13 protein-coding genes are annotated in these 13,576 nt (G+C 60.8%); 6 read left to right on the forward strand and 7 right to left on the reverse strand.

Annotation, left to right across the window (positions count from 1 at the left end; all coding sequences use genetic code 11):
• Window positions 1-25: 25 nt before the first annotated feature.
• The 3 genes from BUQ73_RS09430 to BUQ73_RS09440 all read right to left on the reverse strand — a co-directional run bounded on the left by BUQ73_RS09430 (window position 26) and on the right by BUQ73_RS09440 (window position 3,139).
• A complete protein-coding gene (locus BUQ73_RS09430; protein ID WP_079227596.1) occupies window positions 26-292 on the reverse strand; it encodes a hypothetical protein in 267 nt (88 codons plus the stop codon).
• Window positions 289-2,028, reverse strand: a complete 1,740-nt coding sequence (locus tag BUQ73_RS09435; protein WP_161492841.1) for an S-type pyocin domain-containing protein — start codon at window positions 2,026-2,028, stop codon at window positions 289-291. Before BUQ73_RS09435 ends, BUQ73_RS09430 begins: the two co-directional genes overlap by 4 nt.
• Before the next feature lie 254 nt (window positions 2,029-2,282).
• Window positions 2,283-3,139, reverse strand: a protein-coding gene (locus BUQ73_RS09440; RefSeq protein ID WP_152031532.1) for an IS5 family transposase whose coding sequence is annotated in 2 segments (ribosomal slippage) — window positions 2,283-2,795 and window positions 2,798-3,139 — 855 coding nt in all. Because the reading frame shifts where the segments join, the coding sequence is not laid out codon by codon here.
• Between the two features lie 511 nt (window positions 3,140-3,650).
• Here BUQ73_RS09440 and BUQ73_RS09445 point away from each other — a divergent pair.
• The gene (locus BUQ73_RS09445; protein WP_079227598.1) at window positions 3,651-3,932 is read left to right on the forward strand and encodes a hypothetical protein; all 282 of its coding nucleotides are present in this window, start codon (window positions 3,651-3,653) and stop codon (window positions 3,930-3,932) included.
• A gap of 358 nt (window positions 3,933-4,290) precedes the next feature.
• On the opposite strand, the gene BUQ73_RS09450 is transcribed toward BUQ73_RS09445, so the two are convergent.
• Window positions 4,291-5,715 (reverse strand): PLP-dependent aminotransferase family protein, encoded by a 1,425-nt coding sequence (locus BUQ73_RS09450; RefSeq protein WP_079227600.1) that lies wholly within the window; start codon window positions 5,713-5,715, stop codon window positions 4,291-4,293.
• Window positions 5,716-6,040: 325 nt separating this feature from the next.
• On the opposite strand from BUQ73_RS09450, the gene BUQ73_RS09455 reads away from it, so the two are divergent.
• Window positions 6,041-7,453, forward strand: coding sequence for an amino acid permease (locus BUQ73_RS09455; RefSeq protein ID WP_079227601.1), 1,413 nt, complete (start codon window positions 6,041-6,043; stop codon window positions 7,451-7,453).
• 3 nt (window positions 7,454-7,456) lie between these two features.
• On the opposite strand, the gene BUQ73_RS09460 is transcribed toward BUQ73_RS09455, so the two are convergent.
• Window positions 7,457-7,636 (reverse strand): hypothetical protein, encoded by a 180-nt coding sequence (locus BUQ73_RS09460; RefSeq protein WP_079230516.1) that lies wholly within the window; start codon window positions 7,634-7,636, stop codon window positions 7,457-7,459.
• 96 nt (window positions 7,637-7,732) lie between these two features.
• On the opposite strand from BUQ73_RS09460, the gene tam reads away from it, so the two are divergent.
• Complete coding sequence (gene tam / locus BUQ73_RS09465; protein ID WP_079227602.1) at window positions 7,733-8,509, forward strand: trans-aconitate 2-methyltransferase; 777 nt, start codon at window positions 7,733-7,735, stop codon at window positions 8,507-8,509.
• Here tam and BUQ73_RS09470 read toward each other — a convergent pair.
• Complete coding sequence (locus BUQ73_RS09470) at window positions 8,506-8,871, reverse strand: DUF2784 domain-containing protein (RefSeq protein ID WP_079227603.1); 366 nt, start codon at window positions 8,869-8,871, stop codon at window positions 8,506-8,508. The genes tam and BUQ73_RS09470 overlap by 4 nt on opposite strands.
• Before the next feature lie 57 nt (window positions 8,872-8,928).
• A complete protein-coding gene (locus tag BUQ73_RS09475) occupies window positions 8,929-9,798 on the reverse strand; it encodes a LysR family transcriptional regulator (RefSeq protein ID WP_060485825.1) in 870 nt (289 codons plus the stop codon).
• A gap of 244 nt (window positions 9,799-10,042) precedes the next feature.
• Here BUQ73_RS09475 and BUQ73_RS09480 point away from each other — a divergent pair, with 244 nt between their 5' ends.
• The 3 genes from BUQ73_RS09480 to BUQ73_RS09490 all read left to right on the forward strand — a co-directional run bounded on the left by BUQ73_RS09480 (window position 10,043) and on the right by BUQ73_RS09490 (window position 13,571).
• Entirely contained in the window at window positions 10,043-11,359 is a 1,317-nt protein-coding gene (locus BUQ73_RS09480) for an MFS transporter (protein WP_027920426.1), read from the forward strand.
• A 14-nt stretch (window positions 11,360-11,373) separates the two neighbouring features.
• Complete coding sequence (locus BUQ73_RS09485) at window positions 11,374-12,765, forward strand: FAD-dependent oxidoreductase (RefSeq protein WP_079227604.1); 1,392 nt, start codon at window positions 11,374-11,376, stop codon at window positions 12,763-12,765.
• Between the two features lie 95 nt (window positions 12,766-12,860).
• Window positions 12,861-13,571, forward strand: coding sequence for a YebC/PmpR family DNA-binding transcriptional regulator (locus tag BUQ73_RS09490; RefSeq protein WP_051097568.1), 711 nt, complete (start codon window positions 12,861-12,863; stop codon window positions 13,569-13,571).
• Window positions 13,572-13,576 lie beyond the last annotated feature (5 nt).

Raw genomic sequence — 13,576 nt, forward strand, 5'->3', positions numbered from 1 at the left:
CACCACTCAAAGCGGTAAGTTCAGCTCAGAGCTCATACTTTTTTTGTTTCAGAAACTCAGGCTCTCGCCAATTTGGACCTTTGATGTAACCGTTGCCACCATATTGTATAAGTCCGGTCTGGTCCATTTTTTTAATTAAATTAATCAGGTGTAAGCAATCTCCGATGTTTGCCCATCCGTTGCGGTTGTATAGATTGTCGAGCCGGGGGTGAGAAATGCCATCTCGCCTAACAAGCCATAGGATGACATCTGTCGGGCTTTCGTTGGTTACGATGTCGCTGATGGTATTCATTTGTTTTCTCGCGCAGTCTGTTGGTCGTCAGCCTCAATGGCTTCTGGTGTGTAGAGTAACTCAAGCGCTGATGTGAGTTGGTAGTCCTCGAGTGTTGCAGCATGCGTATTGTTCCATGCCTCTCCACCATCTTCGGGTCTGATTCTATCTGGCAACCCAAGTGCTCGAAAGCGCTCAAGCTCTCTTATCTCGTGCGTGTAAAATCGCTTATCGGTGTCGGTTGCTTGTGATTCGCCATGTAGGATTTTTTCAAGCCTATCGATCATGATGTTGTTAGCGTCGGATGGTTCGAAGCGACTTGTATGTAATTTTACAAGGTCGACCCCTGTGCGAGTGAATGTGGCCTCCCGCCAATCCAGGCGCTCGACGGGCCCACCAGCTTTATCCGGATTGTAGGGTCTACCGCTATATGTGCCTATCGTAGTTGCTCCCGGATAAGGCGAGTTGAATACGATATATAATGGCGAAAGTCCTGACTCTGCGGGGAAGCAGTAGATGCAATCTTTGGGGTCTTGTAGTTCCAAGGCGGGGAAGGGGGTTGTCGCTCTCCGGACCGTATCGAGATTCACACCCTCATAGGGGTTGGGGTCGATAGTTAGGCCGGGAGATGTACTCGAAGAGTCGCCGGAGGAATGTATGGGGAAAGTTAGCCGTATCGGAAAATTTCTTGAGGGGATTGAGACATAGCTATTACTCGCTTCGTCAAAGATAAGGGCGCGAACGGGTATTTGGTGCGTTCCGTTTGCTGTCTTTGGATAGCGAGTAAGGATATAGGTGTCGACCTCGGCGTGAATTCGAAACGGGGAGTCAATCACACCTTGGGTTGCAGCGAGTTCATGAATGTTTTCGGGTAATTCAGGGGTTAGCAGCTCTGCTGGGACGCTCAGGGCCGAATCATGGTAAAGGTCAGCGTTACCTAATTCTCGGGAGTAAAAAGCAGCGCCAATCCCCAATCGAGAAACTCGAAAGGCTACAGATAAGGCGGTTTCGCTTAATCTCTCCCAGGCGTTTAGCAGTTCAAATGTTATGTGCCGATCTATCGCTATAGCACCCTGGGTTGTCCCTAATTGAATGGTGGGGCTTAGCCTCAGGGTGATGGTTTTGCTCTGAGGGAGTTGCTGGCTTTGCTCAAGCAACGCTATTGTGGATTCCTGGTTGTTCCGCTCAAGCGCCTTTAGTAGTTTTTTCATGCAGCGTTTTAGTATAATTTCTTTCTGTGCGGCAGTAATGGCTACAAGGAGGGTGTCAAGAAATTGCTCAATTATGAGGAAGTCGCTATCAATATATCCATGTGTTTGTACGACGTGCTTGAATGACTGGGCGGGGGTCAGGTCGTCTGGGGCATAAATGTGAATTCCTGTGGGGAGCTCAGTCTCCAGGGCAGCCCGGCCAATGATCTTGCTGTGGAGCCTTGTAAGGAATACTTTTTTGGCGTAGAGCTCATTGATTTTTTGGGCGTGATCATTTTCGATTTTTAAGTAGTGCTTCTCAATATAGTTGTCGAATCCAGGCGCTCCCATCGGGAGAGTTGCTTCGACTCTGTCGATCACATCTTGTGCTATAGCCTCGGCGTTCGCATAAAGTATTTCGTCGGTTACTGTTGTCAGGTCTGGAGGTGTAATAGGTGTCGTAAAGGGGTGGTCCCAAGAGAGCAGGTTTTCGAAGTCATAGCTAAATGGTGTTTGAGAAAAACCTTTTTTATATCCAAGACTCGCTAGCGTTGTGCGCGTAGTCATCTCGCTCTCCGTAAACCAGGTTTGTGGGAGAGGCATGCTGTATAAGATGTCAGTTAGATCAAAGAGGGTAATAATTCATGGCTAGTGTAACTAGCCAGCTCCCATGGCTTGAAATTTGGCTCTGTGCCGGGCAGTGCCTAGACTCTGTATGAAAAGAGATGTCGCAGAGACCGCATGGAGCGGAAAGGTAAAAAGTCGATTTAGATGAGAGGTAGCTATTTTCCTGAATTAGGTTTTACTGTGTGTTAGTAGATCTAGGCTCTGTACGAAAAGAGATGTCGCAAACACCGCATGGAACAAGCCAGTGAGACCATAGCGGCATAGCTTTTCGCGAGCTTGTCGAAGCGTGTCACGATGCGGCGGTTCTCTTTCAGCCAGCCAAACATGCGCTCGATGATGTTGCGCTGTCGGTATTTGGGCCGATCAAACAGTCTGGGTATGCCAGGCTTGGGTTTGCGTTTCATTGAGCGCATCGGGATGACGGGTTGCATTCGATATTGGTCGCAGTACCGGCGAAGCGCTTCGGCGTCGTAGCCTTTGTCGGCCAGCAGCCATTTGCAGCGCTTGCGCGGACGACCTCGTTGGCTTGATGGAATGCTAACGTCGTCCAGCAGTGGCTGGGCGTAGCTAATGTCACTGGCTTGACCGCCAGAGAGGAGAAAACGCAGCGGTGTCCCGTTAGCGTCGCAGAGCATGTGGATTTTGGTTGTCAGGCCACCGCGACTGCGGCCTAGAGCGTGATCGGCAGGCTCGTCAGGCCCCCTTTTTTCCCGGCGCCAGAAGAGGCTCGGGTTGCGCGTACAGCAGTTGAGTCGATCATCCAGGTTTGCAAATCGATCAAGCCTTGCTCATTCAATCTCAGGTGCAAGCGTTTGAGCATCTGATCGAAGGTGCCCTGGTTTCGCCAACCCCGAAACCGTTGATACACCGTTGACCATGGGCCGAAGCGTTCCGGCATATCTCGCCACGCAGCGCCCGAACATAGTACCCAGAGCACGCCATCGAGCATCAGGCGGTCGCTCAGGCGGGGCCGCCCCCGGCCATGGGTTTCAGTGAAAAGATCGGCGACCACAGTCCAGGCCTCATCCGAGAGTTCGTAACGCTTTGCCATCACAGAATTCCTTTCCGTAGATGGCCGGGAACCCTACAGAATTTCAGCGTCCAAAGGGCGCCGATTGGGTTTCTCGGGATTTCGTACAGAGCCTAGAGCCACGCGCGCAGCGATCGATTTCACAGGCGCAGAAAATGCCAAGGCGAACACCCCGCCGCCCATGCTTCACCAGCACCGTCTCCCATAAATGGCTCCCCTACAATGGATTCAGACCATTCCTACAAAATTGGGCTGGAGGTCTCTGGGGCTGGGAAATACCCTACAAGTCCTGTCGACAGGCGTCTGATTGTTCCTGGGAAGCGCACCCTCTAGGCTTTTCGGGTCGCTGAGGGTTCAGCGATCGGGTGTGGAAACCCGGCAATTCGTATGGTGACTTGTTGTCATGACAGCTGTGCACGGGAGGCTTTCGCGCCTACCGGGTTCGCCATACGCCTGGTTTTCCACCCCGTGTGCAGCTGTCACCCCAATGTGTGGAAACGGACGGGTGGCACATGATCAGTATGGTGCCGATATGAAAAAGCTCGTTCCAGACCCACCTCACACCTTCGGTCATCCGAATGACAGATCCCTGTCCCGCGCCATCAGCGATGACATCGTTCCCATGGAATATGTACTGCTGAATGTCTCCAACTACCTGACCTTCGCCTATAGCGACAGTCGCCAGGCGCTTGAGCGTGTCGAGGATGAAGAGACTCGGCAGTTGTTGCTGCATGGGCTGCGGGCGATACAGATTGCCTGGGGGCAGGCGGATGCGCTGGCTTCGGCTTTGGAGCGCAAGGGGCTGGGGAGGTAGGGCGGGGGATTGGGGCTGGGGCTTACAGGTGCTTGCCTTGACAGGTTCAGCGCCTATGAGATCGAGCGCCGCCCGCGCGGCGCATCGCGGATGAATCCGCTCCTACATTTGTTGCAACGTGGCCATGCCTGTGAGGCCATGGATGTCAGCCTTGTTAGCATGACGGGATTTGGAAGTGTGCATTGATGCTGCCTCACATGACTTGAGACATGCGCCAGGCAGGCGACCATGGCGTATCAGGTTCGGCACGTTGCAACAAATGTAGGAGCGGATTCATCAGCGATGCGCCGCGTGGGCGGCGCTCGATCTCACAGGCGCTGAAAATGCCAAGGCGAACTCCCCGGCCTCATCACAATCCTTACAACCCACCCCGCCGCACGTGCTTCACTAGCACCTTCTCCAACAACTCCCACATCGCCGGATCCGTACTGAACGCCACATTGAACCGCATCCAGCCGGTCGGCTTGGCATCGACCATGAACAACTGCCCAGGCCCGAGCATGATGCCTTTCTCCAGCGCATCGTCCAGCAACGCCGCACTGTCCGGAATCGCCGGGTGGCGGGTCCAGATATACATCCCTTCATCCGATTCGATGAACAGTTCAAAGCCCAATCGATGCAGATGCCGCCCAACCTCCTGATGTGCCTCGGCCAGGCGCTGGCGCAGGCGCTTGAGGTGCTTGCGCCAGCGCCCGTCGATGATCGCGGCATACACCACCCGTTCCATCACCTGCGAAGTGGTCAGCCCCGAGCGCATCTTCAGGTGCAACAGCTTTTGCGAAAGCTCCGGGTTGGCCAGCAAATAGCCGACCCGCACGTTGGGCGAGATGCTCTTCGAATAGCTGCCCACGTACACCACTTGCTGCAGGTGGTCGAGGCTGGCCAGGCACGGCTGCGGCTCGGCGACCATGTCGGCGTACAGATTGTTTTCCACCAGGCGGAAACCGTGCTGGCTGGCCAGCTGCAGCAGGCGGTGCAGCTGCGGCAGCGGTGTGCGTGAGCAGGTCGGGCTGTGCAGGTGCGGCTGGGTGAAAAACGCGGTAGGGCGGTGGTGCGCCAGCAGTTGCTCAAGGTGGTTGAGGTCATAACCGTTCGGCGTGCGTGGCACGCCGATCAGCGTTGCGCCCTGGGTGCGCAGGATGCTCATCAGGTTCGGGTAGCCGGGGTCGTCCACCAGCACCACATCACCAGGGCGTACCAAGGTGCGTACGGCAAGGTCCAGCGCCTGGCTGGCGCCGTGGGTCAGCATCAGTTGCGCCGGATTGCAGACGATCGACAGCTCCTGCTGCAGGTTCTGCGCGGTCAGCGCACGCAGTTCCGGCAGGCCCATCGGGTCGCCGTAGCCAGACAATTCCAGCGGGCTGCCGGCGACCTGGCGCAGGCCGCGGCGCAGGCCTTCTTCGTACATCCAGTCGTTGGGCAGCCAGCCGCAACCCGGTTTGAACGGCAGTTGGCGGGTCTCGAAGATCTGCTGCAGGTACCATTCGGAGTTGAACGATGGTCGACTGGCGTCGGCCTCGGCGGTATGAGTGTCCAGCAGTTCGGCCGCGGCACGGTTGACGAAGAACCCCGCATTCCCCTTGCTCACCAGCAGCCCCTGAGCCACCAGGCGGTCATACGCCTCGACCACGGTGAAGGTGCTCACCGAATAGGTCGCCGCGAAGGCGCGGATCGACGGGACCTTGGCGCCTGGCTTGAGGGTCTGGTTGTCGATCAGCTCGCGCAGGCCGTCGATGATCTGGTTGACCAACGGCGTGGAGGAGTCTGGATGTAGTTCGAACATTCGGGGCCTTCAAAGGTGCTGAACGCCAAGCGCCAGCGGGGTGTATTGCATCGGCGGCCTGTACAGTGCAGTGCGAGATTCATGCCACTGTGCATGGCTCTATACGTCGGACATTTTTACATTAGGTGTCAGATATCGCCACATAAAGCATGTTCAGTTCGCCTCAGGTGCCAACCTGGGGCGCGTCAGCAGGCCGCCACGGAAGGCCTGCGTGTGTTTGCGCACACCATCCTGCCCGCATTAGCACTGATGTACAGGTGAAACCGAGAGCCATCGGGGTTTCACAGTTTTCCTTGGATAAAAAGAAGCACGGGGTACACAACTGATGGACGCAACATCCACAACCACCACCGCGAAAAGCGGGCACGAGAGCAAGCTCAGTGCCTCGCTCAAGTCGCGCCACCTGACGATGATGTCGATCGCCGGGGTTATCGGCGGCGCCTTGTTCGTCGGTTCCGGCAGCGTGATCCACAGCGCCGGCCCGGCCGCAGTCCTGGCGTACCTCGCCGGCGGCATCCTGGTGGTCCTGATCATGCGCATGCTCGGTGAAATGGCGACTTCCTCGCCCGACACCGGCTCGTTCTCCACCTACGCCGACCGCGCGATCGGCCGCTGGGCCGGTTTCACCATCGGCTGGCTGTACTGGTGGTACTGGGTCATCCTGATGGCCTGGGAAGCCTATGTGGCGGGCAAGATTCTGCATGGCTTCTTCCCCGACGTGAGCGTCAACGTGTTCGTGCTGGCCACGACCTTGCTGCTGATCACCGTCAACTTCTTCAACGTCAAGCACTACGGTGAGTTCGAATTCTGGTTCGCGCTGATCAAGGTGATTGCGATCATCTGCTTCCTGATCGTGTGCGGCGCTGCCGTGATGAACATCTGGCAGTTTGGTGAAGTGCGTGGCATGAGCCACCTGACCGCCGAAGGCTTCATGCCCAACGGCATCACCACGGTCATCGGTGCGCTGCTGGGTGTGATGTTCGCCTTCCTCGGCGCCGAAATCGTTACCATCGCTGCTTCCGAAGCCAAGGACCCGGCCACCCAGATCGTCAAAGCCACCAACTCGGTGGTATGGCGTGTGTGCCTGTTCTACGTCGGTTCGATCTTCCTGATCGTCTGCCTGGTACCGTGGAACGACCCGCAGCTGGGCGTTTCCGGCTATGGCGCCTACCGCCGTACCCTGGAGCTGTTGGGCGTGCCGCACGCTGAGTTGCTGATGAACTTCGTGGTGCTGACTTCGGTGAGCAGCTGCCTGATCTCGGGCCACTACACCGCTTCGCGCATGCTGTTCTCCCTGGCCCAGCGTGGCGACGCGCCGTCGTTCTTCAAGATCACCCGCGCCGGCACCGGTGTACCGGTATTCGCGATCATCGGCTCCTGCGCCGTGGCCGTGATCTGCGCGCTGATCAACTTCAGCGAAACCCTGCGCCCGAAAGACGTGCTGGAAACCCTGATGAACACCACCGGCATGATCGCCCTGCTGGTGTACCTGGTGATCGCCTTCTCGCAGCTGCGCATGCGCCGCAAGCTGATTGCCGAAGGCAAGGAAGTGCGCCTGCAGATGTGGCTGTTCCCATGGCTGACCTACCTGGTGATCGGCTTCATCATCGCCGCACTGGTGACCATGGCCTTCATGCCTGATTACCAGATCCTGGTGATCTCCACCGGCATCGCCGCGGCTGTCGTGGTGGCGATGGGCGTGATCCACCAGATCCGCTCTGGCAAGCAGCAACACTAAGCGTCACTTGCTGTTGGAAACGGCCGGCTCCCTTGGGGACCCGGCCGTTTCGCGTTGTTGGGCCTGGGGTTTTTCTGCGGGCATGTGGAATGTCTGGTTCATCCAGGGGGAACCGAGCAGGGCGGCGGCGGCAATCAGGGCCAGGATGGCGAGGGCCAGGGATATCTTCATCGGCATGCGCATGCAGGTACTGACCTGAAGCATAGGCCGCCAGTTCAGGTTCATGGGCGGCGGTACATGGCTTATGCTCACACCATTGCCCGCCAAAAGGAGCCTTCCATGGCCTGGTCCGCCACCCAGTATTCCCTGTTCGAAGACGAACGCACCCGCGCCGTGCGCGACCTGCTGGCCGCCGTGCCGCCCCGCCCGGTGCGCCATGCCACCGACCTGGGCTGCGGCCCAGGCAACTCTACCGAGGTGCTGCTGCAGCGCTGCCCGGATGCCCAGGTGACAGCGCTGGACAGCGACAAGGACATGATCGACAAGGCCCGCGAGCGCAAGCGCCTGCACATCCCGCGGGTGCGCTGCGAAATCGCCGACATCAGCGCCTGGTCCGCCCCCGAACCCCAGGACCTGATTCTAGCCAACGCCTCGCTGCAATGGGTGCCGGACCACGGCTCGCTGTATCCGCGCCTGGTGCGCCAGCTGAGCGAAGGCGGCAGCCTCGCGGTGCAGACCCCGGACAACCTCGACGAGCCTGCGCACCGGCAGCTTCGCGAGATTGCCGGCCGTGGCCGCTGGGCCGACAAGTTCGCCGATTTCAGCCTGCCGCCGCGGCATAACGCGGGGTTCTACTACGACCTGCTCAGCCCGCTGTGCACGCGGGTGGATGTGTGGCGCACCACCTATCACCACCCGCTGGCCGGTGGCGCCGAGGCGGTGGTGGAATGGTTCAAGGGGTCGGCCCTGCGGCCCTATCTGGCGAAGCTGGATGAAGACGAACAGGCAGATTTCCTGCAGATGTACCTGCAGGCCATGCAGCATGACTACCCGCCCGCTACCGATGGCAAGGTGTTGCTGCCGTTCCCGCGGCTGTTCGTGGTGGCGACCCGTTAAGGTCGGCGCCAACGCCGGATCACGTGGCCGTAGATGGCCAGGTTTAGCAGCAGCACGACGCCGCCCAGCAGCAGCTGGATCTGCGGCGTCAGGCCGGCGGGGTAGATCAGCGGCCAGATGTAATGTTCGACGAAGCCGCCGTGGTAGCCCGCGTCGCCGGCCGCCAGGCGCATGCGGTTTTCCCAGTCGGTGAGCGGGCATTCCAGGTGCAGCCCTTCCACCGCCAGGCCCCAGGCCAGGGCGGGGAGGTGCAGGAGCAGGGCGGGGCGCCACCTGAGCACCAGCAGGCCGCCGAACAGGACCAGCAGGATGAAGGCCAGGTGCAGCAGGACCAGGGCGTCGGCGGCTATTCGGTAGAACATGGTGGATGAGGCTGCAATTGAGGTATTCCCAGCATAGTTGGATAGCCTGTACCGGCCCTACAACCCTTCCTGAACCATCTGCAGGAAGGTCGCCACCACCCGCCGTGAACGCTGTTCACTCAGGCACACCAAGGTCTCGGTCAGGTGCCGCTGGCAATCGACAATCGGCAACGCACACACCCGCGCATCCGCGCCAAACTCGGCTGCCGACACCACCCCCACGCCAATCCCCACTACCACGGCCTCGCGCGCTGCCTCGCGCCCTTCCACCTGGATCGCCGGGCGAATGCGCAAGCCTGCGCGCTGCATCTCTTCCTCCAGCGTCTGCCGCGTCACCGACCCCGGCTCACGCAGCACCAGCGGCGTGTCGTCCAGGTCCGCCAGGTTGATCGAGCCGCGGCTGGCCCACGGGTGGTTGTGCGAGACGAACGCCACCATCGGGTCGCGGCGCAGCGGCACGCAGTACAGCCGCTCGTCATCGACATCGCGCCCGAGCAACGCCAGGTCGGCCTGGTAACTGAACAGCCGTGAAAGCGACTCATCGGTGTTGCCCGTTTCGACTTTGACCTGGATGCCCGGGTAGCGCTGGCAGAAGCGGGCGATCTGCGGCAGCACGTGTACCGGCGCATCCACCGCCAGCACCAGGCTGCCGGTGTGCAGGGCTCGTGAATCCTGCAGCAGGTCATGGGCCTCGGCCTCGCAGGCGAACAGGCGCTGGCTGATACCCAGCAGGCGCTCGCCCAGGTCGGTCAATTGCACCGAGCGCTTGTTGCGGTGGAACAGCAGCACGCCAAAGCGCTCCTCGAGCTTGCGCACCTGGTCGGACACCGCTGGCTGGGTCAGAAACAGCTTTTGCGCCGCGCGGGTGAAGCTGCCATGCACGGCTACCGCATGGAACGCCTTGAGTTGAGCGTGGGAAACCGACATGCCGACTCCAGTAACAAGCTGAACTTATGTGTGAAATACGATAAATCGATTTTATTTATCAGTCAGCAACTGTTTCCATACGTTTCAACCCGAGGCCGCCGCCATAAGCAGCGGCCGGGCCATGGCCCGCACACCGGTGCCATCTGACCAGATGACGAGCCTTCGTCATGCAGTGCGCAACACAACAACAAGACAGGCGTTTTTTAACAATCTGCCGGCACACTTGAGCAAGAGGTCAGAGTCAATGAATCAGTCACTAGCCGCGATGAAACGCTGGCGCATCCAGATTTTTGCTATCACCTGGCTGGCCTACGCCGCCTTCTACTTCACCCGCAAAGCCTTCTCGGTGGCCAAGCTCGGCATCGGTGAAGACCCGACATTCATGCTCGACAAGGCCGCCATGGCCAACCTCGACGCCATCTACCTGGCCGCCTACGCCGTGGGCCAGTTCACCTGGGGCATGCTCGCCGACCGTTTCGGCCCGCGCGTGGTGGTGCTGGGCGGCTTGCTGATTTCGGCGGTGGCTGCGGTGGTGATGGGCAGTTACGCCACCTTCCCGATCTTCGCCACCTGCATGCTGATCCAGGGGCTGGCGCAATCCACCGGCTGGGCCGGGTTGTGCAAGAACATCGGCAGCTTCTTCCCGGCTTCGCAGCGCGGGCGGGTGCTGGGGCTGTGGAGTTCGTGCTACGCCTTCGGTGGCCTGGTCGCTTCGCCGTTCGCCGGCTGGTGGGCGTATACCCTGGTAGGCACCTGGCACGCTGCGTTCTTTTCCAGTGCTGCGGTGGTGGCCGGTGTGGCCGTGCTGTTCTTCTTCCTGCAGCGCAACAAGCCGGAAGACGTCGGCCTGCCGGCAGTCGAGCCAGAGCCGCAGAGCATGGCCCCAGGTGGCAACCTGTGCAGCGTATGGGCGCCGCTGCGCGAGATCCTGCGCAACCGCACCGTGCTGACCCTGGGCCTGGCCTACTTCCTGTTGAAGCCTGCGCGCTACGCCATCCTGTTGTGGGGCCCGGTGATCGTCTTCGAGCAGATGCCTTCGGTCGGCAAGGTCGGCGCGGCGATCATCCCCACCGCTTTCGAACTGGCGGGGCTGCTCGGCCCGATCATCATCGGCCTGGCTTCGGACAAGCTGTTCGGCGCCCGGCGCATGCCGGCCTGCGTGATCAGCCTGGTGCTGCTGACCGTGACCCTGGCAGCGTTCATGGCGGCCATGCACACCGGCAGCATCGTGATGGTGGTGGCCTTGCTGTTTGTCATGGGCCTGACCCTGTACGGGCCGGACTCGATGATCAGCGGCGCGGCGGCGATCGATTTCGGCACGGCCAAGGCCGGCGCTACCGCAGCGGGCTTCGTCAACGGCTGCGGCTCGGTGGGCGCGGTGCTCGGTGGCCTGCTGCCGGGCTACTTCGACAGCGTCACGGTGTTCATCGTGTTCGCCGGTTGCGCGCTGTTCTCGGCCCTTGTGCTGCTGCCGCACTGGAACAGCCGCCCGGCCGGTACGCCCCAGGCCAATGACGTGGCACCCAACACCAGCATGGCGATCAAGCCACTGCGTACCTGAAGGAAAGCGAGCGAATGAGACCCTTTTGGCTGCAACAGGCCCTGGAATCGGAGCAGGACGCGGTGTGCCCGCCCCTTGAAGGCGATACCCGCTGCGATGTGTGCATCGTCGGCGGGGGCTACACCGGGTTGTGGACCGCGCTGATGCTCAAAGAGGCGGTGCCGGCGCTGGACGTGGTGCTGATCGAGGCCGATATCTGCGGCGCCGGTGCCAGTGGCCGCAATGGCGGATGTGCATTGTCGTGGTCGGCCAAGTACTTCACCCTCGAACGCCTGTTCGGGGTGGCTGAGGCGGTGCGCCTGGTGCGCGAGTCGGAGCGCAGCATCGGGGCCATCGGTGCGTTCTGCGCGGCCAATGGCATCGATTGCGACTACCGCCCGGACGGCACCCTGTACACCGCCACCAACCAGGCTCAGGTCGGTGGCAGCGATGCGGTGATCGCGGCGCTGCAGCAGAAGGGGATCAATTCGTTCGAGCGCCTGCCACTGGACCAGGTCCAGCAGCTGGCTGGTTCGGCGCGGCACCTGGAGGGCTGGTTCTCGCCAGCCGCCGCCACCGTGCAGCCGGGCAAACTGGTGCGTGGTCTGCGCCGGGTCGCCCTGCAGCGCGGGGTGCGCATTCATGAAGGCACGGCCATGACCGGCCTGGAACACGGCGCCCCGGCCCAGGTGCGCACCGCCGGCGGGACGATTCGCGCCGACCGTGTGGTGCTCGGCCTCAATGCCTGGATGGCGCGGGCCTTCCCGCAGTTCGAGCGCAGCGTGGCGATTGTCTCCAGTGACATGGTGATCACTGAACCTTGCCCCGAACTGCTGCGCGAGATCGGCCTGAACACTGGGGTCAGCGTGCTCGACTCACGGATTTTCGTGCACTACTACCACAACACCAGCGATGGCCGGCTGATGCTCGGCAAGGGCGGCAACACCTTCGCCTACGGCGGGCGCATGCTGCCGGTGTTCGACCAGCCATCGCCGTACCGGCCGCTGCTGCGCGAAAGCCTCGGCGAGTTCTTCCCGGCGTTGGCCCAGGTACCGCTGGCGGCCAGCTGGAACGGCCCGTCGGACCGCTCGGTGACCGGGTTGCCGTTCTTCGGCAAGCTGGACGGGCAGGGCAACGTGTTCTATGGCTTCGGCTATTCCGGCAGCGGGGTCGGGCCGTGCCACATGGGCGGGCAGATCCTGTCGTCGCTGGCGCTGGGCCTGGATAACCCGTGGACCCGTTCGCCGTTGGTCAAGGGGCCGCTGGGGCTGTTCCCGCCCGAGCCTATCCGCTACCTCGGCTCGCTGATGGTGCGCAACGCCATCCGTCGCAAGGAGCACGCCGAAGACCGTGGCGTTCGGCCGCGCCGGCTGGATGTGCGCCTGGCGCGCTTCGCGGCGGCGGCGGGCAAGGCCGACAAAGCGTGAGATTACTTGTCGATCCACTGCCCGAGGGCGTATAAACTGCTCCCACTTTTGGCCGGTCGCTTCCTGAACCGGCCGCTGAAACAAAGAGAGTCGACATGGGCGCACAGTGGAAAGCCAAACATAGAGAAACAGCTGCCAACGCCAAGGGCAAGATCATGGGCAAGCTGGCCAAGGAAATTCAGATCGCGGCCAAGTCCGGCGCCGACCCGGACATGAACCCGCGCCTGCGCCTGGCCATCGTCCAGGCCAAAAAAGCGTCGATGACCCGTGAGACCCTTGAGCGTGCGATCAAGAAAGGCGCAGGCCTGGACGGCGAGGCGGTGCAGTACCATGCCGTCAGCTACGAGGGCTTCGCCCCGCACCAGGTGCCACTGATCGTCGAGTGCCTGACCGACAACGTCAACCGCACCGTGGCCCAGATCCGCGTGCTGTTCCGCAAGGGCCAGCTGGGCGCCAGCGGCTCGGTGACCTGGGACTTCAACCACGTCGGCCTGATCGAAGCCACTCCGGAAGGCGATGCCGACCCTGAAATGGCCGCTATCGAAGCCGGTGCCCAGGACTTCGAGGAAGGTGAAGAAGAGGGTTCGACCCTGTTCATCACCGATACCACCGACCTGGATGCCGTGCAGAAGGCGCTGCCGGAGCATGGCTTTACTGTCACTTCGGCGAAGATCGGCTACACCCCGAAGAACCCGGTGAGCGCGGCCAGCCTCAGTGCCGAGGCGCTGGCCGAGGTTGAAGCGTTCCTCGAAGCGATCGACGAGAACGATGACGTGCAGAACGTCTACGTTGGCCTGACCGCTTAATCGCT

The organism is Pseudomonas putida (genome assembly GCF_002025705.1).
In the GTDB taxonomy this organism is placed as follows: domain Bacteria; phylum Pseudomonadota; class Gammaproteobacteria; order Pseudomonadales; family Pseudomonadaceae; genus Aquipseudomonas; species Aquipseudomonas putida_J.

Coding starts and splice junctions, on each gene's coding strand:
- BUQ73_RS09470 (WP_079227603.1), bottom strand. CDS start 8,871: ATGTTCTACCGAATAGCCGCCGACGCCCTGGTCCTGCTGCACCTGGCC.
- BUQ73_RS09475 (WP_060485825.1), bottom strand. CDS start 9,798: ATGTCGGTTTCCCACGCTCAACTCAAGGCGTTCCATGCGGTAGCCGTG.
- BUQ73_RS09460 (WP_079230516.1), bottom strand. CDS start 7,636: ATGCGCATGCCGATGAAGATATCCCTGGCCCTCGCCATCCTGGCCCTG.
- BUQ73_RS09445 (WP_079227598.1), top strand. CDS start 3,651: ATGAAAAAGCTCGTTCCAGACCCACCTCACACCTTCGGTCATCCGAAT.
- BUQ73_RS09480 (WP_027920426.1), top strand. CDS start 10,043: ATGAATCAGTCACTAGCCGCGATGAAACGCTGGCGCATCCAGATTTTT.
- BUQ73_RS09435 (WP_161492841.1), bottom strand. CDS start 2,028: ATGACTACGCGCACAACGCTAGCGAGTCTTGGATATAAAAAAGGTTTT.
- BUQ73_RS09430 (WP_079227596.1), bottom strand. CDS start 292: ATGAATACCATCAGCGACATCGTAACCAACGAAAGCCCGACAGATGTC.
- BUQ73_RS09490 (WP_051097568.1), top strand. CDS start 12,861: ATGGGCGCACAGTGGAAAGCCAAACATAGAGAAACAGCTGCCAACGCC.
- tam (WP_079227602.1), top strand. CDS start 7,733: ATGGCCTGGTCCGCCACCCAGTATTCCCTGTTCGAAGACGAACGCACC.
- BUQ73_RS09455 (WP_079227601.1), top strand. CDS start 6,041: ATGGACGCAACATCCACAACCACCACCGCGAAAAGCGGGCACGAGAGC.
- BUQ73_RS09450 (WP_079227600.1), bottom strand. CDS start 5,715: ATGTTCGAACTACATCCAGACTCCTCCACGCCGTTGGTCAACCAGATC.
- BUQ73_RS09485 (WP_079227604.1), top strand. CDS start 11,374: ATGAGACCCTTTTGGCTGCAACAGGCCCTGGAATCGGAGCAGGACGCG.